At 43.3% G+C, this 21,036-nt stretch carries 14 protein-coding genes; 2 read left to right on the top strand and 12 right to left on the bottom strand.

All coding sequences use genetic code 11. The annotated features are described in order from the left end of the window. Positions 1 to 3: 3 nt before the first annotated feature. The 10 genes from ACWJAF_RS10705 to ACWJAF_RS10660 all read right to left on the bottom strand — a co-directional run bounded on the left by ACWJAF_RS10705 (position 4) and on the right by ACWJAF_RS10660 (position 13,558). Positions 4 to 789 (bottom strand): YveK family protein, encoded by a 786-nt coding sequence (locus ACWJAF_RS10705; RefSeq protein WP_448863825.1) that lies wholly within the window; start codon positions 787 to 789, stop codon positions 4 to 6. A gap of 16 nt (positions 790 to 805) precedes the next feature. Further along, a complete protein-coding gene (locus ACWJAF_RS10700; protein ID WP_448863823.1) occupies positions 806 to 1,531 on the bottom strand; it encodes a CpsB/CapC family capsule biosynthesis tyrosine phosphatase in 726 nt (241 codons plus the stop codon). Between the two features lie 587 nt (positions 1,532 to 2,118). Next, positions 2,119 to 2,994, bottom strand: a complete 876-nt coding sequence (locus ACWJAF_RS10695) for an NAD(P)-dependent oxidoreductase (RefSeq protein WP_448863821.1) — start codon at positions 2,992 to 2,994, stop codon at positions 2,119 to 2,121. Between the two features lie 37 nt (positions 2,995 to 3,031). Further along, complete coding sequence (locus ACWJAF_RS10690; RefSeq protein ID WP_448863819.1) at positions 3,032 to 3,709, bottom strand: acyltransferase; 678 nt, start codon at positions 3,707 to 3,709, stop codon at positions 3,032 to 3,034. A gap of 43 nt (positions 3,710 to 3,752) precedes the next feature. Then, a complete protein-coding gene (locus tag ACWJAF_RS10685; protein WP_448863817.1) occupies positions 3,753 to 5,975 on the bottom strand; it encodes a DNA topoisomerase in 2,223 nt (740 codons plus the stop codon). 37 nt (positions 5,976 to 6,012) lie between these two features. Further along, positions 6,013 to 8,208 carry a polyphosphate kinase 1 gene (gene ppk1, locus ACWJAF_RS10680; RefSeq protein WP_448863814.1) on the bottom strand — a complete coding sequence of 732 codons (2,196 nt, stop codon included), beginning with the start codon at positions 8,206 to 8,208 and terminating at the stop codon, positions 6,013 to 6,015. A 161-nt stretch (positions 8,209 to 8,369) separates the two neighbouring features. Continuing rightward, the gene (gene asd, locus ACWJAF_RS10675; protein WP_448863811.1) at positions 8,370 to 9,455 is read right to left on the bottom strand and encodes an aspartate-semialdehyde dehydrogenase; all 1,086 of its coding nucleotides are present in this window, start codon (positions 9,453 to 9,455) and stop codon (positions 8,370 to 8,372) included. 94 nt (positions 9,456 to 9,549) lie between these two features. Then, positions 9,550 to 10,929: an argininosuccinate lyase gene (argH, locus tag ACWJAF_RS10670; protein ID WP_448863809.1), complete on the bottom strand. Its 1,380-nt coding sequence runs from the start codon at positions 10,927 to 10,929 to the stop codon at positions 9,550 to 9,552. A 134-nt stretch (positions 10,930 to 11,063) separates the two neighbouring features. Continuing rightward, entirely contained in the window at positions 11,064 to 11,723 is a 660-nt protein-coding gene (locus ACWJAF_RS10665) for an epoxyqueuosine reductase QueH (RefSeq protein ID WP_448863874.1), read from the bottom strand. 137 nt (positions 11,724 to 11,860) lie between these two features. After that, complete coding sequence (locus ACWJAF_RS10660; RefSeq protein ID WP_448863806.1) at positions 11,861 to 13,558, bottom strand: AAA family ATPase; 1,698 nt, start codon at positions 13,556 to 13,558, stop codon at positions 11,861 to 11,863. A 177-nt stretch (positions 13,559 to 13,735) separates the two neighbouring features. Here ACWJAF_RS10660 and ACWJAF_RS10655 point away from each other — a divergent pair, with 177 nt between their 5' ends. Beyond that, positions 13,736 to 14,524 carry an ABC transporter ATP-binding protein gene (locus tag ACWJAF_RS10655; RefSeq protein ID WP_296034135.1) on the top strand — a complete coding sequence of 263 codons (789 nt, stop codon included), beginning with the start codon at positions 13,736 to 13,738 and terminating at the stop codon, positions 14,522 to 14,524. A gap of 52 nt (positions 14,525 to 14,576) precedes the next feature. Continuing rightward, a complete protein-coding gene (locus ACWJAF_RS10650; RefSeq protein ID WP_448863872.1) occupies positions 14,577 to 15,347 on the top strand; it encodes an ABC transporter permease in 771 nt (256 codons plus the stop codon). Positions 15,348 to 15,592: 245 nt separating this feature from the next. On the opposite strand, the gene ACWJAF_RS10645 is transcribed toward ACWJAF_RS10650, so the two are convergent. Further along, a complete protein-coding gene (locus ACWJAF_RS10645; RefSeq protein WP_448863803.1) occupies positions 15,593 to 18,361 on the bottom strand; it encodes a transporter substrate-binding domain-containing protein in 2,769 nt (922 codons plus the stop codon). A 123-nt stretch (positions 18,362 to 18,484) separates the two neighbouring features. Next, a partial coding sequence (locus ACWJAF_RS10640) for a response regulator (RefSeq protein ID WP_448863801.1) occupies positions 18,485 to 21,036 on the bottom strand: 2,552 nt, incomplete at its 5' end.

The following is a 21,036-nucleotide window of genomic DNA, read 5'->3' as shown; positions in this document are numbered from 1 at the left end:
TTCTTATCTCCTCTTCTGAACTTCTTTCTTAGATTTTCTCTGATTCTTTGCTCTCTTCTGTTTTCCGTCCCCATCCGAGATCGGGATAGAAGTAAGTACGTTCAGTCCAAGATAATTTTCTACATCGTCCGGTGTCTTGATGGTGTCATCGAACAGGTAGATCAGTACGATGATTCCGGCTGCGATCACCAGTCCTACGATTCCGCCGAGTGCCATGTTCTTGGTGGTGTTCGGTGAGGATTTTGTTGTTGGAAGGTTTCCTTCTTCTACTGTATTAACTGCGTCTGCGTTCATAATCTCTTTGATCTGTACGCTGACTGCTTCTCTTAATGCATCTGCAATCTCTTTTGACTCTTTCGGACTCGGACTCTCTACGCTGATGGACATGATACGTGTATCTGTCGGAGTAGAGACTGTGATCATACTTGAAAGTGTCGATGGTTCCATCTTAAGATTCAGTACAGAAATTACTTTTTCCAATACCGGACGACTTTTTACTAATTCCATATAGTCCTTTGTCAGCATGCTTCCAGCTGTCAGCTCACTATAATTAGAAGTTGTTCCTGTACTTCCATCATCTTTTGCCAGTACATACATCTTAGTTACTGACGTGTACTTTGGTGTGATGAATAATTTCGTTCCTACGAATGCTACCAGAGCCATCAGTATAGCTGCCAGTATAATAATGTGTGCTTTTGATAACAACACTCCGAATAATTCCCCCAGATCAATGGTAAGCTCGTCGTCTTCCATTCTCTGATTCAGTTTTTCATAATTTTCCTGATTCATCTTTACTCTCTCTTCTTCAGCATCTCTTTTTTAACATTTCTTTTGCGTTGCTGTAGAATATCCTCCTTGTATAGTCTTCTCCGTATTTCTTCTCCACGTGTTTTGCGGCTTTTTTCATCTTTGGCGGGCGTTTCTTTGTGTCATGGGCGTCTGTCCCTACACAGAACACCAGGTCTTGATCCATCAGTCCTTCGATGAATTTTTTGATCTTTCTTCCGGAATCTCCGGTGATGCTGCCTGCGTTGACCTGTAAGTTCACTCCCATGTCGTGTAATTCTTCTGCAAGTTCCGGTTCTTCTACGATGCAGTGATAACGCTCTACGTGAGCGAGGATCACTTCATATCCTGCGAACTGCAGTTGCTGTAAGCCCTGTCTGATATACTGATATGTCTGTGATGGTGGGAATTCCACCAGGACATATTCGCGCCGGTTCATGGATAAGATCTTTCCTTCTTTTAACTTTTGTACAACGTCCTGTCCGAAATATATTTCCGTTCCCAGGAATATCCGGAACCGGCCGTCGATCTCATGGGCTGCCTGTCTGAGGATTGCTGCGCGTTTTTTCAGTGTCTCGACAGGTGCTCTTCCACGGTGCGGATGATGATGCGGGGTGGCTATGATGCAGCGGATTCCCTCATCGTATGCGATCTGAAGCATCTTCTTCATCTCTTCGACGTCCTTTGCCCCATCGTCTACGCCCGGAAGTATATGACTGTGCATATCAATAAAGTAATCATTCATATGTAGTCACTCCTTTTATTCGCTCATATTTTATCCCTTTATATAACGATGTTGGGGTCAAAAGGTATTTTGCCTCCTTGATACACGGATTGCTTCGCATTTCACGCTCTCGCAATCCTAAAACAAATATTCTGGATAGATGCTTATAAATGCTCTTCCGGATATATGGCGATTTTGTGTGCGCATTTTTGCGCACCAAAATACCCCTCCCTGGTATTCTACTCTCTACATACCAATGGAAGGAAGGGTATCTTGTAATTCTGTCTTATATTTATTATTTATGCATGTCTTGTATAGCACAATATCCTGAGCTTTTCCGCTATATACCATGCGGACCTTGATTATGTAAGCTTTTGTCCGATACTTGGGATTTGCTAAAACCATTTTACTTCCCTCATCCATTTATAAACATGTATAATTTTAGCATATCTTATAGTGCGCTTCAAGATAAATGTGGCACTTTATTACAATTAGTGTCTTATTTGTGACATTTTCGACATTTTGTAGCTTTATTTAGCTTTCATTAGTTCAGATTAACTAACTAATTGTTTTGCGTTTGTTCCATACCTGACGGGGAGATCTGCCTGCTATTCTTCCATCTCTTCTTCATAGTATTTGATCAGTGCCTGGGTTCCGAGATCCCCGTATCCTTCTGCCTGAAGGAGTTCATAATTTGCAAGCACCTGGCTTAATACATCAAGGTTCAGATTGCTTCTGTTGGCTTCTGTGAGTGCGAGCTTCATGTCTTTAATGAAGTGTTTCATAAAGAAGCCCGGTGCGTAGTCTCCTGCGAGGATCTTTGGTCCGAATGCGTCTAACTGTTTGCTGCCTGCTGCCCCGGTGGATACGGAGTTTAATACGGTCTGCAGATCCAGCCCTTTGGATTTTGCATAGGTAAGTGCTTCGCATACGCCAGATAAGGTTCCCGCAATCATGATCTGGTTGGCAAGTTTCGCGTGCTGGCCGCTTCCCGCGCCGCCCTGGTAGTTGATGTTGGTTCCCATAGCTTCGAATAATGGCATGCATACTTCGTAGTCTTCTTTAGAACCACCCACCAGAATAGAAAGTGTTCCGGCTTTTGCTCCGGTGTCGCCGCCGGTTACCGGGGCGTCTAATACGTGGAAGCCCCGTTTCGTGCCTTCTTCTGCGATTTTCTGGTCGAGCATCGGGCTTGTGGTGGTCATGTCGATCAGATATGCGCCTTTTTTGGCGCTGTCTAAGATGTTGCCTGCGTCGAAGTAGACTTCTTCTACGTCTGCCGGGAAGCCTACGATGGTGATGACTGCTTCTGCGTCTTTTACGCAGTCGGCAATTGTGTCATGAAAAGTGGCTCCTTCGCTTATGACGTCTTCTACTTTTGATTTTGTTCTGGCGTAGATGTGCAGGTCGAAGCCTGCTTTCATGAGGTTACGGACCATGGATTTGCCCATGATGCCTACGCCGATGAATGCGATTTTGTTCATGCTTTCTTCTCTCCTTTTATATACTGGTTCTTGCGGCTTACTCCTCTACCTTCTCCACTACTTCCCCCTGTTTTTTATAAATGCTGTTGCCTGGTACGAATCCTCTGACACTTGACAGTGGATAAATGTTGCTGTGGCTTCCGATTACGGTTCCCGGGTTTAATACGCTTCCGCATCCGACTTCGACTTCGTCTCCGAGCATGGCCCCGAATTTCTTCAATCCTGTCTCAATCTTTTCGTCACCTGCTTTTACTACGACTAATTTTTTGTCGGATTTTACGTTGGATGTGATGGATCCGGCTCCCATGTGGGATTTGTATCCGAGGATGGAGTCGCCTACATAGTTATAATGTGGTACCTGTACTTTGTTGAACAGGATGACATTCTTAAGTTCTGTGGAGTTACCTACAACTGCGCCTTCGCCTACGATTGCATTTCCACGGATGAATGCGCACTGGCGTACTTCTGCGTTTTTGCCGATGATGGCTGGTCCGTGGATGTATGCTGTCTGGAATACTGTTGCGGATTTGGCGATCCATGCATCTTCGCCGACCTGGTCGTATTCATCTGCCGGAAGGGTTTTTCCCAATTCTTTAATGAAATTGCTGATCTTTGGAAGGATTTCCCATGGATAGGTTGCGCCTTCGAAGATGTCTTTTGCGATGGTTTCTTCCATGTGGTTGTAGAGGTTTTTGATTGTTAATTGTTCTAACATGAGCGGTTCTCCTTTTGCTTAAATTATTTATTGTTTATATTACTTATTTTTTACTTTTCGCAGTGACAGTGATCTTTGCAGGCTTGCTTGTGGTTTTCTTTGCAGGTTTCTTATAAAACTGCGCCGCCTTATCATAACAAGCCCGCATCTGATACTGATTGTTCAGTCCCTTGACCACCATCGTTCTTCTGGATACGAAGTCATCCAGTTTCTTCATATATTCATCCGAGGTGATGTCTCCCTCTGCCACATATGTCAGTCCTTTTTCCCAACTTGCGGTCAGCTCCGGATTCAGGAGTGGACGGATGGAGTGGTCTACGACGTCGTAGATCATCTCGCCAAGCATGGTCGGGGTGACGATCTGGGTCTTTTTGTTCAGTGCCAGATATTTGTTATTGAAAAGTTTCTTTAAGATTTCTCCTCTGGTCGCGCTGGTACCGATGCCGCTTCCTTTGATCTGGGCGCGGAGTTCTTCGTCTTCAATCAGCTGTCCGGCATTTTCCATCGCAAGGATCAGGGAACCGGAGTTGTAGCGCTTCGGCGGTGAGGTCTTGCCTTCTTTGATGTCTAAGGACTGGACCGGAAGGGTCATACCTTTTTTCAGGGCCTGAATTTTCTCAAAGAAATCTTTGTCTGTATCTTTATCGATATCCTTGTCGCCGTCCTGTGTATTGGTAGTGTCATTTCCGTCAGCATCGTTATCTGTGGCACTGCTGGCACTTCCATTGGCTGAATTTGCCGCTGTGTTTCCTTCGGATTTTTTCTTTGGTACGCCTGCGACTTTCAGGTATCCTTCTTCTGCCAACACTTTAAAGCTTGCGAAGAAGGATTCTCCTTTCATCTTCGTTACGATTGCCACTTTCTGGTAGATGGCCGGCGGGTAGAAGATACTTAGGAATCGTCTTACGATTACATCATACACCCTCTGGGAAAGTTTCGGAAGTCCCTTTAACGCACCGAGGCCCTGACCGGTCGGAATGATGGCATAGTGGTCGGTGATCTGTTTGTCGTTGACGTATCTGGTCTTTTCCAGTCCTTTGTGGCTTCCAAATCCTACGATATCCTGCAGGTATGGCTTGGCCGGTTCGTACTGCATCAGGCCGTTTAAGTTCTTATGGATTTCTTTTGCTACTGCGGTTGATAAGACTCTGGCGTCGGTTCTTGGGTAAGTGACCAGTTTTTTCTCGTATAGTTCCTGGATGATCCGCAAGGTTTCATCCGGGCTGATTTTGAACCGCTTGGAGCATTCGTTCTGGATCTCTGCCAGGTTGAATAATAGTGGCGGATTCTTTTTTTCTTTTTTCTTTTCGATCGATACGATCTGGCAGGTCAGCTGTGGCTGCTGACCCGCCCCTTGCGCCGGCAGTTGTCCATTATTGTTCCGATTGTCTGCATTCTGTACGTCTTGCCCATTCTGGCTTTCAGGCTCTTTTAAATACGCGATCAGCTCTTCTGCTTTTTCCCGCTCTTTGAATCCATTTTCCTTATAGAGGTCAAAAGATTCGAACCATTTCGATCCTTTTACAGCTCTCCATTCGCCTTCGAATGTCGAACCCATTTCCCCGATGGTTCCAAGGACGCGGTAGAACGGGGTCTCGACGAATTCGCGGATTTCCCGTTCTCTTCGTACGACCATGCCGAGGACGCAGGTCATGACGCGGCCTACGGATACGACGGAATATTTTGTATTCAGGTAGTTGGATATGCTGTTGCCGTATTTTAATGTTAGGAGCCTTGAGAAGTTGATTCCCATCAGGTAGTCTTCTTTGGCACGCAGGTACGCGGATGCGGCCAGATTGTCGTATTCTTTCAGGTCTTTGGCTTCCCGGATGCCCCGCAGGATCTCTTCTTCTGTCTGTGAATCGATCCAGACGCGGCGTCTGTCTTTGTTCTGTACGCCTGCCTGCTGCTCGACCAGGCGGTAGATGTATTCTCCTTCCCTTCCCGAGTCGGTACAGACGTAGATGGTCTCGACGTCTGGCCGGTTCAGTAGTCCGGATACGATGCGGTATTGCTTGGATACCGCCGGTATGACTTCGTACTTGAACTCCTGCGGGATAAAAGGCAGAGTCTCAAGACTCCACCTTTTTAATGCTGGATCGTATTCTTCCGGATAGCTCATGGTGACCAGGTGACCGACGCACCAGGTGACGATGGCCTCTTCAGATTCCAGGTATCCGTCTTTTCTTTTTGTATTAATATGCAATGCCTTGGCAAACTCCTGTGCGACGCTTGGTTTCTCGGCAATGTATAGTGATTTTCCCATTAATTATGTTACTCTCCTTTGTTGACCCGTGGCCACCTTAGCCCCGCTTCTTCAGCAATCCTTCGAGCACTGTCTCCACTGCTCCCACTGCTTTTTGAATCAGGCCTTTCTTTGGCTGTATCTTTTCTTTCTGTCCGGCTGTTTTTGCTGCTTCGATCGCCTCTTCCATGAATACCGCCTGTGAGTCGATCGCTTTATCTGTGATCTTGCGTTTGGCGTATGTGCCGTCTGGCTGCATGACTCTGGCTTTGACATTATCACTTAACATGATCTTCAGATCATGATTGATCTGGCGTCGGATTCTGTCATCTAATACCGGGCAGGCGACTTCTACTCGTTTTTCTGTATTTCTTGTCATCATGTCGGCGGAACCGATATAGAGCTTCTGTGCAGCTCCGGTTCCGAAGCTGAAGATACGTGGGTGTTCCAGATATCTTCCTACCACGCTCATGACCCGGACATTTTCTGTATAGCCAGGTACTCCCGGTAGTATACAGCAGATTCCGCGAACAATCAAGTCCACCCGCACTCCGGCGCAGGATGCTTCGGATACTTTGCGGATGAAATCTACGTCCGTTACGGAATTCATTTTCATTATGATACGTCCGTTACTTCCTTTTGCGATCTCTTCATCCATCATCTGTAGTATGCTGCTTTTTAAGCTGACTGGGGATACGATCAGGTAATTGTAGCTTCCGTTCAGATTGCCAATGGACATGTTTTTGAAAAATTCTGCGGCGTCCTGTCCGATTCTTGGATCTGCGGTCATCAGGGACAGGTCGGTGTACATCGCTGCGGTCTTTTCGTTGTAGTTACCGGTTCCGACCTGGGTAATGTACTGGATGTCATTGCGGTTCCTGTATGTGATCTGGCAGATCTTGGAATGTACTTTGTAGCCATCGAATCCGTAGATCACGCGGCATCCGGCTTCTTCGAGTCTTTCAGACCAGTCGATGTTATTCTGTTCGTCGAATCTGGCACGGAGTTCAATGAGGACGGTGACTTCTTTGCCATTTTCTGCTGCCGCGCAGAGGTATTCTACCAGTCTTGCTTTCTTTGCCAGCCGGTAGATAGTGATTTTGATGGTTAAGACATTCGGATCTGTCGATGCGTCTTTGATCAGTTTCAGGAATGGATCCATGCTCTCGTATGGATAGAACAGCAGGATATCCTGTTTTTTCACCTGACGCAGCATATTTCCGTCCTGTACGTGTGCTGATTTCTGCGGTGAAAATGGCGAATAGATCAGCGATTTCTTCATGGAATCCGGCAGATTTCCCGCGATGGAGAACATGTAATCCAGCTTCATCGGCATCTTCGTGCGGAAGATCTGTGCCGGTGTGATCTTGAATTTGTCACAGAAATATTCCTGCATCCGTGGGGATAATTTTTCTGCGCTTTCCATTCGTACGACTGCCATTCTGCGGCGTTTGTGCAGTGTCTGCTGCATGAGTCTGCGGAAATCATTGTTGATATCCAGTGCTTCGTCGTCCGGGGATACGTCTGCATTTCTTGTAACACAGATGTAGTTCGGGTCGGAGATCTCGTACTGATTGAACACCAGATGCAGGTATTCAAGGATGACTTTTTCCATACGGATGTAGCGGATGTCGTGTCCCGGGAGCATCAGGATGTCGGATACGTAAGTTGGTACCGGGACGATGCCGAGCATCTGTTCTTCGTTATTTTTTTCGGTCTTACTCTTTTCGATTTTGTTCTTTTTACCTGCTGCCGGGTTCAGGCTTGCGGTGACGTAGATTTCTTTATTTAACAGATGTGGAAATGGATGGCTGCTGTCTACGATCTGTGGCGAGAGAACCGGAAGGATCTGTTCTTTGAAATATTTTTTTACGTATTTTTTCTCATCTGCTTCCAGCTCTTTGAAGTCCAGTCCGCACACGCCGTATGGTGACAGTTCTTTTTTGATGTCGGCGTAGGTCTTGTCGCGTTCTTTGTATAGTGGTGCTACTGCGGCGTAGATGGCGTCTAATTCTTCCTGTGGTGTCATGCCTGAGCGTCTGTCTATGTGATGGGCATCTGTCTGTGCCATATCATAGAGGCTTCCTACCCGGACCATGAAGAATTCGTCGAGGTTGCTGGTGAAGATGGCTACGAATTTCATGCGTTCCAGTAATGGGACGCTTTTGTCACGTGCTTCTTCTAAGACTCTCTGGTCGAATCTAAGCCAGGAGAGTTCTCTGTTTTGTGTGTAGTTGAGTAGTTCTTTGTTCATAGTCTGGCCTCCGTTTCTGATATTGCAAGATAGTTCTATATACTCTGGATTTTTGAAAATATGCTTTGTCATATTTTAACACGGAAGTATAGGCAATCGCAACAAACGCATAAAATTTTGCATAAAAAATACCGGATTACTCATCCGGTATTTTCAATCATTTATTTTGCCTGGATATATCCCTTAGCAGTAAGTGCTTCAGCACAAAGCACAGCTCCACCTGCTGCACCACGGACAGTATTGTGTGACAGTCCGATGAATTTGTAATCATACATGCTGTCTTCTCTCAGACGTCCGATAGATACGCCCATTCCGTTTTCGTAGTTAACATCTGCTTTTACCTGTGGTCTGTCGTCTTCTGACAGGTACTGGATGAACTGCTTTGGAGCGCTTGGAAGTTCTGCTTCCTGCGGGAATCCCTTGAAGCTTTCCAGTTTTTCGATCAGCTGTTCTTTGGTTGGCTTCTTCTCGAAGTTAATGAATACAGCTGCTGTATGTCCGTTCAGAACTGGTACTCTTAAGCACTGGCATGTGATCTTTGGTTCTTCTGCAAGTTTGATCTCGCCGTTTTCAAGTGTTCCGAGTACACGAAGTGGCTCTTTTTCACTCTTTTCTTCTTCTCCGCCGATGTATGGGATGATGTTCTCGATCATTTCCGGCCAGTCTTTGAATGTCTTTCCTGCTCCGGAGATTGCCTGGTATGTTGTTACAACAACTTCTTTTGGTCCGAATTCTTTCCATGCTGCAAGTGCAGGTGTGTAGCTCTGGATTGAGCAGTTTGGTTTTACTGCGATGAATCCACGTGTTGTTCCAAGACGCTCTTTCTGAGTCTTGATCAGGTCGAAGTGCGCTGCGTTAATCTCAGGTACTACCATCGGTACATCTTTTGTCCAGCGGTGTGCGCTGTTGTTTGATACAACCGGTGTCTCTGTCTTTGCATATGCTTCTTCGATTGCTTTGATCTCGTCTTTTGTCATATCTACGGCACTGAATACAAAATCTACAGTAGAAGCTACTTCTTCTACTTCATTTACATTTTTAACGATTAAGTTCTTAACGCCTTCCGGCATTGGTGTATCCATTTTCCAGCGTCCGCCTACTGCTTCTTCGTATGTCTTTCCTGCTGAACGTGGGCTGGCTGCTACTGTTACAACCTCGAACCAAGGGTGATTTTCAAGCAATGAGATAAAACGCTGTCCAACCATTCCTGTTGCTCCTAAAATACCTACTCTTAATTTCTTCTCCATCTTCTTTTCTCTCCCTTTCTTTTTTATCATCCTAAATATAATTTCCATGCTACCTTCATTCATAGATATTATATTGTAAATGTGTTTTCAGATTTTAATACTCAGCCATATATTTCTGATAAGCCGCAATCGATTTCGTCATCGCTTCTTTTCCCGGAGCTCCAATTGTAATACGCTTGTTAACGCATGCCTCAAGATCAATTGCTTCATATATATCTTCTTCAAATACAGGTGAAATCTTCTTATATTCTTCCAGTGGAAGTGCATCCAGCGGAATCTTCTTCTCAATACATGTCAGCACGAGTTTTCCTACGATGCCGTGTGCATCTCTGAATGGTACGCCGTGGTTTACCAGATAATCTGCTGCATCTGTTGCATTGGTAAATCCGTGTTTTGCGCTTTCTTCCATGCGGTCTTTGTTAAACTGCATGGTCTTTAACATTCCGGCAAATAATGTGATACATCCTTTTGCGGTATCCATGGCATCGAATGCCCATTCTTTGTCTTCCTGCATGTCTTTATTGTATGCAAGCGGAATTCCCTTCATAGTAGTAAGGAGTGCATTTAACGCTCCGTATACACGTCCGACCTTACCTCTTACCAGCTCTGCGATGTCCGGATTCTTCTTCTGCGGCATGATACTGCTTCCTGTGCTGTATGCATCGTCGATCTCTACGAACTGATACTCGTTAGAGTTCCAGATGATCACTTCCTCACAGAATCTGCTCAAATGCATCATGATGATGCTGAGTGCGGATAACAGCTCCAGAAGATAATCTCTGTCGGATACACCGTCCATACTGTTAAGTGTCGGTCCGTCGAATCCAAGTAACTGGGCTGTGTACTCGCGGTCCAGCGGATATGTCGTTCCTGCAAGTGCACCGGATCCCAGCGGGCAGGTGTTCATACGTTTTGCGATATCTTTTAATCTCTCGTGGTCTCTGCGGAACATTTCAAAATATGCTCCCATATGATGTGCCAGTGTGATCGGCTGTGCTTTCTGAAGGTGGGTAAATCCTGGCATGTATGTCTCTACATTTTCTTCCATTACATGAAGGATCACTTCCAGAAGCTCTTTTAACTGAGCGTCGATCTCGTGGATCTCATCTCTTGTGAAAAGCTTCATATCTAATGCAACCTGGTCATTTCTGCTTCGTCCTGTGTGAAGCTTCTTTCCAGGATCGCCGATGCGGTCGATCAGTGTTGCCTCTACGAAACTGTGAATGTCTTCGTATTTATCTGAGATCTCTAATTTGCCGGATTCTACATCGGATAAGATGCCTTTTAATCCGTCTGTGATCTGTTCTTTTTCTTCTTCTGTTAAGATTCCCTGCTTTGCAAGCATTGCTACATGTGCAAGACTGCCTTTGATATCCTGCGCATAGAATCTTTTATCAAATGTAATGGACGCATTAAAATTGTATACTAACTGGTCTGTTTCTTTTGTGAAACGACCTCCCCATAACTGTGCCATATGGATTTTCTTCCTTTCATTTTTAGTTTACTGCTACCGATTTTAACACATTTCTGTGTAAAAGCAAATATTATTACAGGAATTTACATATTTATTCACCATAAAATGTATTTCTTTCGGCTTAATCATGCAATTTATTCTTCATTTTTATTCATTTCTTCCGCTGCCTGCTTCGCCTTTTCTTCTTCCTGTCTCTGCCTCATCGAAAATTCACATCCGCAGTAATCCTGTCTGTACAGACCATATTCTGCCGATAATTCGACGGATCTTTTATATCCATTTTTCTTTTTAAAGTCTGATGTCAGATATTGGACACCATACTCTTCTGCAAGTTTTAATCCGATTTCATTCAATTTTGCAGAATTTTTCAGCGGACTGATGCTGAGTGTAGTTGTAAAATAGTCGAATCCATTTGCCTTTGCAATCTCCGCTGTTTCACGCAGCCGGAGTTCATAACATTTAAAACAGCGGACGCCGCCTTCCTTTACTTCTTCCAGGCCTTTTGCCATCTCGTAGAATTTTTCCCTGTCATAATCCCCGGCGATGAACTGTACCGGGTATTTTACATTCATTTCATTGATCAGTTTCTGCTGCTCTATGATACGCTTCCCATATTCATCTTCTGGATAAATATTCGGATTGTAATATAGGACTGTGATGTGGAAATAACTGCTTAAATATTCCAGTACATAACTGCTGCATGGAGCGCAGCAGCTGTGGAGAAGCAGGGTTGGGACTTTTCCTTCTTTTTGCAGGTTTTCGATTCGTTTGTCTAGTTCTTTTTGGTAGTTGATTTTTGGCTGGTTATTCTTTTGCTTGTGTGATTTATCTGGTTGGCTCGTTTTTTTCTGATTTGTTTTTTGCTCCATGATGAAAGCCTTTCTTATTCCTCTTCATAAGTTTTTGCATACTAGCTTCTCAATATAAAAATTTAATTGTCTTCTCTCAAAAATACTTTACATTTCTTTCTATTACAAATAATTGCATATTTTAATACCTTATGAATGTCATCTTCTTCAAATATTTCTTCATAATGTTTCTTCTCTATCTGCGCCAATGCTTTTTTTCCTTCCTTTTCCATCTCATTCCCTTCTGAATATTTCACTTCAATGATGATACCCATCTCATTTTCATCAATTTCAATAGTAACATCACTGAACCCATCTCCGGATTCTTTATTGGAACTAATGATCCAGTTATCTTTAAAGCTAAGTATTCCCAATAAAATGCCATGATAAAAATTCTCCTTTGTAGGTTTCCTTACAAAGTTGTCTCTAATACTGATTGTTTTTTTCATATATTCCGTGAACAACCGCTCTACTGTTTCTGCCTTACCATCCTTTAACGCATCACAGAACTCATCGACCATCTGTCCATCTTTTTTTACATTATCCTTAAACATTTTCATTATCTGCTCAGTAATAATGTTACGAATTTCCCTATTTGGTACTACAAGATTGTAGTAGTCATCCTGGGGTTCTCCTTTCTGAGTCAGATAACCTGTCATAAAAAGAGTACTCCATATATTTTCTGCAGAACTATATAAATCTTTATATGTCAATTCCTGGCTGATTTTTTTCTGAACAGCACCGCCATTTACCAATCTTCCAAGTTCTGTTTTGGTCAATTCCTTTCCTGTATATGTCCCTTCTATAAAATGTCGTATCACATCATTACCGCTCGTATTAATCCAGTAATTCTGTGGGCTTACTTTCGGATTATCCTGATGATCTTCACAATAATTAATCACATCCCACGGACAATATACATCTACATTACCAAACCGGTATCCATCATACCATTCTTTCACCGTGTCGTAATGCTCATCCTGTCCATAATAATGAAGCATGTCTTTTACTTCTTCATCTGTGAAGCCAAAACTCTCATCAAAAGTAACTTTTGTAATCGGATATATTTTAAAATTATTAAGTCCTGTAAATATACTTTCTTTTGCAACACGCAGACATCCGGTAAGCACTGCAAATTTAAGACTGTCATTTGTTTTTAATGCATTTTCAAATAAATTCCGCATTAAAAATACCATCTCATCATAATATCCCTGTTCATTCGCTTTCGCCAGGGGTACATCATATTCATCAATCAGGACAATCACTTTTTCTCCATAATGTTTTTCCAAAAGTTCCGTCAATTCCCTGATACTATACGCAATTACTTCCTCTCCCATTTCTGGCTGGAGCAATTTTTGAAAAATCTGTCTTTCATTATGATCCAAGCGATTACTGGTTTCCAGTATACTTAGTCGTCTTGCCTCTTCACTGATTAGTTTCCCCAACAGTTTTCTTGCCCCTTCGTAAGAGTTTGCACTGATGCCTTTCAAACTGATTGCAACCACGGGAAATTTTCCCATGTACGTCTCACATAATTCTTTGTTATCTGCTATATATAATCCATCAAACAACGTTTTATCTGTTCCGATTTCAAAAAAATGCTTAAGCATACTCATATTCAACGATTTTCCAAAACGTCTCGGACGGGTAAATAAGTTTGCTTCTCCCCATTTATCAAGAAGCTGCTCTATTAATTTCGTTTTATCCACGTAGTAGAAATCATCTTTTCGAATTTTTTCAAAATTATCGATACCTATTGGCAGCTTTTTCTTTTTTTTCATAAAACGTCCCTTCCTACAGTTCACATTTAACTTTTTATATACTAGCATTTTAACACAATGTATTATTTCCAACAACACAGAAGTCTTCGCTCTAAAAACGAGTTCCTCTTTCCAACATATTCACCAATTTCTCTCCCGCTCATACTCTATTATATACCCCACATACAGGAGGTTCCTATGGAACAAGTATTACATCTGCAGCATGTTTCTTATACCTATCATACTCTGGACGGCGAGACGCTCGCTTTATCTGATATCTCATTTTCTCTGAATAAAGGAGAATTCATTGCCATCGTGGGGCCTTCCGGATGTGGCAAGTCTACTCTTTTGTCGCTGATCTGCGGGCTTCTTCCCCTGGAGCAGGGCATGATCCGTATCAATGGGAAAATGCTTCGCGAAAGCACCACAAATGTCGGCTATATGCTCCAGCATGATGAACTGTTTGAATGGCGTACGATCTATAATAATGTCATTCTTGGTCTTGAGGTACAGCATGCTCTAACTGCGAGAACCAGAAAGCATGCACATGAATTACTGGGAATCTACGGTCTCGGGGATTTTGAGAATTCCAGACCGTCTGAATTATCCGGAGGAATGCGGCAACGTGTGGCGCTGATCCGTACACTGGTGCTGGATCCGGAGATTCTGCTTCTGGATGAACCGTTCTCCGCCCTGGATTATCAGACACGCCTGCAGGTCGGGGATGATATCGGGCAGATTCTTAGAAAAGAAGGCAAATCTGCGCTTCTGGTTACGCATGATTTGTCGGAAGCGATTTCTCTTGCAGACCGTGTGATCGTGCTCTCCCGGCGTCCGGCTACGATTAAGCAGACAATCCCGCTTGTCTTTAAACTTGATGAAGATACCCCGATGAATCGCAGAAATGCACCGGAATTTAAGACATATTTTAATCTTGTGTGGAAGGAGTTGAATGAGGATGAAGCGTCAGCACGGGAAAACATCTGATGCAACGATAGATAATGGTATACATTTTACAGCTACTTCTTCTGCTCAACAAATGTTTCTCCGGCATCACAGACATCACCGGCAATTAGTATACGTTCTCCGCCTTCTCTTGCTTTTTGCCTTTCTTACCTTATGGGAACTCACCAGCCGGTATGGCATCATTGATTCTTTCATCTTCAGCAGCCCGGCGAAGATTGGTTACTGCTTTTGGAGTATGTTGATGGATGGTACGATCTTCCTGCATCTCGGTACGACATTATATGAGACTGTCATCAGCTTCTTACTGGTCACTTTATTCAGCGTACTGATTGCGGTCCTCCTCTGGTTCAGCCGCAGGACTTCGGAAGTTCTGGAGCCATATCTGGTTGTTCTGAACAGCCTTCCAAAGTCTGCACTCGCCCCGCTTCTCATCGTATGGCTCGGTGCCACCAAGACGACCATCATCGTAGCTGGTATGTCTGTCGCGATCTTCGGAAGCATCCTGAATCTTTACACCAGTTTCACCACCACCGATCCCGGTAAGATCAAACTGATTTATACGCTCGGTGGCAAACGACGGCACGCACTTACCAAAGTCGTCCTTCCAAGCTCCATCCCGGCGATCATCAGTAATATGAAGGTGAATATCGGTCTATGTCTGGTAGGTGTGATCATCGGGGAATTCCTCGCTGCCAGGGAAGGGCTCGGATATCTCATCATCTATTCAAGCCAGGTGTTTAAGATGGATTGGCTGCTTATGAGTATCTGTATTCTTTGTCTGTTTGCGATGGTTTTGTATGCGGGGATTAATGCGGTGGAGAGGTGGTATTTGAAGCGGTATTGATGCTGAGTTTATATAATATTCTCATACAACTAAATTGAGAGTGCAGAACTTTTTCTACACTCTCCTTTTAATTCTTCTGTATAATTTTCATTTATACCGAATCTTTTTTCTTCCACGTCGTAGGCATCCACCACATTGTTCTTATCTCCTTTTGTGACAAATTTTGCAAAAAGGAGCAGTTTCCTATAATAAAAAAAGTACAGAACAAGTCGAATGTCCGTTCTGTACTTTACTTATCTTTCATCTCACCGTAAAACTGAAAGAATGGTTCTTTTAACTTTTTCTGCATCAACAGGCTTTGCAATATGTCCGTTCATTCCTTTTTCAAATGCCTTTTTTCTATCTTCCTCAAATGCATTGGCTGTCATAGCTATGATCGGAATACCGGCTTTTTTCTTATCTTCCAGCCTTCTGATTGCCTGAGTTGCCTTATAGCCATCCATGTTCGGCATCTGGATATCCATAAGGATCAGATCGTAGGTCCCTGCCGGTTTCTGTTCCATCCTTGCCACGCATTGAATCCCATCCTCAACGCGATCGACCACAAGGCCCATATCCTCCAGGATAAACTCTGCGATTTCCGCATTCAGGTCATTATCCTCAGCCAGCAGAACATGTTTTCCGCTGAGCCTGTCTGTTTCCTCTGTATCCGGGGACGGATCCGTATCCTGCTCGTAGTAACCCTTATCAGCAATCCTGTATTCCATGATAACTGTAAATTTGCTTCCTTCTCCCAGCTTACTTTCTACTTCAATGGTTCCGCCCATCATATCAACATATTTCTTTATAATCGGCATTCCCAGACCTGTTCCTGCAACCTTTGCGGCTGTTGTATTGCGTTCCCGGGCAAAAGCCTCAAACAGGGATGGCAGGAATTCTTCACTCATTCCAATACCGGTATCAATTACCTGAGTCTGTATCCTCACATAGTCTTTCCTGTCACATTCAAGCTCTGTAATCCTTATGGTAACTACTCCCCCTGAAGCTGTATATTTTACCGCATTGCTGATCAGATTGAGGAAAATTTCCTTGTTCTTTGTCTCATCGCAGATTACATGTTCATGCTGCACCTCATATTCCATCTCAAGGTGAATACCCTTTTTCTCCGCTTCTGCCTGGAAAATTTTATAAACCCCCTGATAAACATCTCTGATCTTCACATAATTCTCATCCAGTTCCATCTTACCGCTTTCAATTCTGGCCATGTCCAGCACATTATTGATAATAGACAGCAGCAGATTTCCGGATTGTTCCATCTTCTCCTGATAATCCAGAAGCTTCGGATCTGTCAGTTCCCTTTTCATCAGCTCACTGTATCCCAGCAGGGCATTCATCGGTGTACGGATATCATGTGACATATTGAAAAGAAAATCCGATTTGGCAGCATTAGCCTTTTCTGCCTGAATCTGGGCTTTCCTTGCTTTCATCATCAGGTAAACTATAATCAGTATAATAATCAAAGTCACACTCACAAAACTAATAGAAACTACCCGCAGATTATCCTTTATATAATCTGCCAGAGTCACCTTTCCCGGTGTGTTTTCATATACGGAAAACAAACTTGAAAGTCTGGAAGCAGGCAGAGTCTGAATGGTTTTATTCAGGATATTCATTAATGTTGTATTTTCCCTGGTGACTGCAAAGCAGGAATCGCCGGATTTTGTAAGAAAAACGCTGTGCATTTTGCTGTCCTCCAGCGTCTTTAATGACTGTCCTGCTTTCGCAACAAAGCAGTCTGCCTCACCACTGTGAACCGCCTTCTCAACCTCAGCAAATGAGTCATATTCCTTTATTCTCCAGAAAGGATAATTAAAAGTAATATACCACTTTCCCAGCAGGTTATTCTTGCTCACTGCCACTGTATTCTCCCCATTTTCATCAAACTTCTCAACGCCGGTGAGCACTGCAACATTGACTTCAAAAACAGTATTTGACAATATAATATCGTTCTGCTCAGCTTCATATGGATTCTGGTTCATATGAAAAATCATATCAATCCTGTTTTCCTTTAATGCCTGCAGTTCTTCCTCCTGGGAATCAAAGCCTGTCGTCTGAAATTCTATGCTTTTTTCTCCCATACAATCGGAAGCCAGACTGGTATAATCGTTAATAATTCCTGTCAGTTCCCCTGACTCTGCATCCGCAAGACTGACACCCACATCCTTTTTCAGATATCCAATCCTGACCGCCCCATGCTGTTCCAGCCAGTTCTGCTCCTCATCCGTAAGAGTTTCAAGGGAATTTGCGGAGAGATACCTCTTATAAAGATCTTCTGTATAAAAAGGATTCTCCCTCTGTATTTTCTGCATTGCCTGATCCAATTCTTCTTTCAGATCCGGGCGTTTTTTGCTGACTGCAAAATAATTATAGGAGCTGCCGATCAGAAGCACAGGAGAAATGTTGTCTCTTTCCCACTGTGGAGATTCATTTAAAACAAATCCGTCAATTTCCTGATTTTGCATTTTCTGACGGGCATCATCTGTGCTGGTAATATCAACATGCTGCGTGTTTACTCCATGGCTTTTCTCCCACTCATAGAACCGTCTGGCAGAAAGTGTATCCGGTAGCACCCCGATTCGCTTTTCATTCAATGTAGTCAGATCTGAAGCTGAGATATCTGTATCAGAAGGATTTATATAAAGGTAATACTTATCCTCGCCCATGGGCAGTTCTGAAAAGAGCATGGAAGCGGAACGTTCCTCTGCATAGGACATACCTCCCATCAGATCGATTTCTCCATTTTTCAGCATACTCATCAGTTCTGCCCAGTTTCCCTCCACATATTCATATTTCCATCCTGTATGCGCAGCCACTGCCTGCTGATATTCGTAACTGTAGCCTCTCTTCTCACCGTTTGGTTCTGTGGTATTATAGGTTCCTTCATACCAGCCTACTCTGACTGTCCGGTTTTTTGCTTCCTCTGCTGATACAGGAAAGGGAAACACAGTAATATATAAAATAAGGCATAATAAAATACAGATATATCTCTGTATATTTATCTTAAATTTTTTCATATAATTCTCTCCAAATTAAATCCTACTTTTTCATAACTTCCAAAACTGCCAGGATCACTTTACCATGGATTTGTAATTTTTTCAGGCTGACTGTCTGCTTTTTCAGCGCACTGTGGATATTAATTACAGCCAGTTTTCCAGAACATCATTCAGCTTATTCATATCAAGTGGTTTTGCGATATGTTCATTCATTCCTGTATTTTTTGCCAGCTGTACATCTTCTGCAAAAGCATTGGCAGTCATGGCAACAATAGGCAGTTTTCCCTTTTCATCCGGAAGACTCCTGATTGCTGCGGTTGCCTCATAACCATTCATAACAGGCATTTGGATATCCATAAAAATAAGATCATATGAACCTTTCGGAGAAGCTTCCACTTTCTCAACTGCAATTTTCCCATTTTCTGCCGTTTCCACTTCTGCACCTGTCATCTGCAAAATTTCATCAGCAATTTCTCTGTTTAACTCATTATCCTCGACCAAAAGAATCCTTTTTCCCGTGTAGTCTGATTCTGACAGCTTCTCCAAATAATTTCTTGCTGTTTTTTCTTTTCTTCCTGAAGTAAACTGCCGCAGTGTAGCCGTCAGCCGAGAACGGAACAGCGGTTTTGCAATAAAAGCATCTATGCCCGCTGCCTTTGCTTCTTCTTCAATCTCGCTAAATTCATAGGATGTCAGTACAATGATGGTGATTTCTTTACCTATCCGCTTCCGGATCTGTCTGGCTGTTTCTATGCCATCCATATCCGGCATCTTCCAGTCTAAAATAACAGCAAAATAATCATCTTTCAACTCATGCCGTACATAACAGCGCTCAACGGCTTCCTTGCCAGAAAGAACCCATTCACCCATAATACCGATTTCCTTTAATGTTGCAACTGTACTTTCACAGCATGTCCTATCATCATCCACAACCAGAACCGGCAGATTCATCAGATCTCTGTCCTGTTCTTTTTCTTTTTCCTGAAGCTCCAGATAAATTGTTACTGTAATTTTAGTTCCCTTGTGTAAGGTACTGTCCACTTTAATACTGCCATTCATCAGGTTCACAATATTTCTGCTGATCGCCATTCCCAAACCAGTTCCCTGGACTCTGGTTGTCCGGTGGTCATCCGCACGGCTGAACGGATCAAACATGATTTTCTGGAATTCCGGCGACATACCGATTCCATTATCCTCAATCGTAAATTCATAGCATCCAAGCTCCGAAAATCCATTTGGCTTTTCCTCTATCGAAAAAGTAATATTCCCACCATCCGGTGTATACTTGATCGCATTACTCATCAGATTCACAAATACCTGCTGGATTCTCAGGCTGTCACCACAGACATCCTCATGTTCAATGTGATTGATATGTATATCAAAATTGTGTTTATGTTCATCAAGCACCGGTTTCGTAAGTGTAATAAGATTATCTACCAGCTCTGACAGATTGAAATCTTCCTGTGCCAGTGTCATTTTTCCACTTTCAATACGTGCCATATCCAATACTTCATTGATCAGCCCCAGCAGATGACGGCTTGATTCCGTAATCTTGCCAAGACATTCAATGACTCTGTCCTGGCTCTCAATATTTGCTCCTGCGATTGCCGTCAGACCGACAATGGCATTCATCGGTGTCCGGATATCATGGGACATATTGGAAAGAAATTCTGTCTTCGCACGATTTGCATTTTCTGCTGACCGGTAAGCCTCTTTCAGTGCCTGACGGGATTCAATCTCTGCTTTCTTCTCCTGTGTCACATCCATGGATGCCAGCAATACCTTTACCAGCTTTCCATTCTCCCATTCCAGTGGAATATAAGAAGCAATTTTATAAGTCTTTTCATCCAGACTGCAGTACTCAAATTTATAAATATCATTTTCACTTTTCAGATTCTTCCGGATATTTTCCGGTGCTGTCAGGATATCCATAGCTTCCAATGGTTCCAGTGTCTTATACTTTTCAAGAACCTGCATCTGAAAATCATGATAAAATCCCAGAGGTTTATATATCATCTGTCCATTCAGAGTGTAGAATTCATATCTGTCATTTTCCAAATCACAGACAACAAAGCGGTCAACCAGACGCACAATGCTCTGAATCAGCTGCTCCATGGAAGCATTATCCGCTGCCATCTGCAGATGCCGTGCGCTCTCTACCTTTACCTCTGTGATATCACGCAGAAAGATCATGGCATATTCTGAATCCTCTATCTCGCCACGTATGACCACATTGCGGACCCATCGTTCTTCTCCATTCAGAGTGATACGGCACTCCAAAGCCAATTCTGTTTCCAGGCCCTTCAGCTTTTCTGCAATATAATCACGGTCATAAAAAGCGGATACCGCCTTCTTATCTGTTTCCACAACATAGGAATCCACAAAATGCCGTATCAGTTCATCCCACGTATGACTCTGTTCAAAGACGGTCATCAGGGAAGGTTCAACCTTAAAAGTATCAAAAGTATTCGCTTCCAGATTCACATAATACTCGCACAAATCTGCTTTCGTAAAAGCCCGATGGAAAGCAGCAGACTTCTGTGTCTGCATGATTTCTTTTTTCTCCGCATCAATGTTAATAAAAATCCCGGCAATCCTGCTGGCAGAACCATCCAGACGGCGTATTACTTCTGCCGATGTCCGAAACCACTGGTACTGATTATCCTTCATTCTCAGACGATACTCTACCTGGTATT

It is taken from the genome of Dorea sp. (assembly GCF_977044405.1).
The sequence above is the reverse complement of the archived record's forward strand: the minus strand, read 5'-3'. Positions and strand labels throughout refer to the sequence as shown.

Coding starts and splice junctions, on each gene's coding strand:
- ACWJAF_RS10705 (WP_448863825.1), bottom strand. CDS start 789: ATGAATCAGGAAAATTATGAAAAACTGAATCAGAGAATGGAAGACGAC.
- ACWJAF_RS10700 (WP_448863823.1), bottom strand. CDS start 1,531: ATGAATGATTACTTTATTGATATGCACAGTCATATACTTCCGGGCGTA.
- ACWJAF_RS10695 (WP_448863821.1), bottom strand. CDS start 2,994: ATGAACAAAATCGCATTCATCGGCGTAGGCATCATGGGCAAATCCATG.
- ACWJAF_RS10690 (WP_448863819.1), bottom strand. CDS start 3,709: ATGTTAGAACAATTAACAATCAAAAACCTCTACAACCACATGGAAGAA.
- ACWJAF_RS10685 (WP_448863817.1), bottom strand. CDS start 5,975: ATGGGAAAATCACTATACATTGCCGAGAAACCAAGCGTCGCACAGGAG.
- ppk1 (WP_448863814.1), bottom strand. CDS start 8,208: ATGAACAAAGAACTACTCAACTACACACAAAACAGAGAACTCTCCTGG.
- asd (WP_448863811.1), bottom strand. CDS start 9,455: ATGGAGAAGAAATTAAGAGTAGGTATTTTAGGAGCAACAGGAATGGTT.
- argH (WP_448863809.1), bottom strand. CDS start 10,929: ATGGCACAGTTATGGGGAGGTCGTTTCACAAAAGAAACAGACCAGTTA.
- ACWJAF_RS10660 (WP_448863806.1), bottom strand. CDS start 13,558: ATGAAAAAAAAGAAAAAGCTGCCAATAGGTATCGATAATTTTGAAAAA.
- ACWJAF_RS10655 (WP_296034135.1), top strand. CDS start 13,736: ATGGAACAAGTATTACATCTGCAGCATGTTTCTTATACCTATCATACT.
- ACWJAF_RS10650 (WP_448863872.1), top strand. CDS start 14,577: ATGTTTCTCCGGCATCACAGACATCACCGGCAATTAGTATACGTTCTC.
- ACWJAF_RS10645 (WP_448863803.1), bottom strand. CDS start 18,361: ATGAAAAAATTTAAGATAAATATACAGAGATATATCTGTATTTTATTA.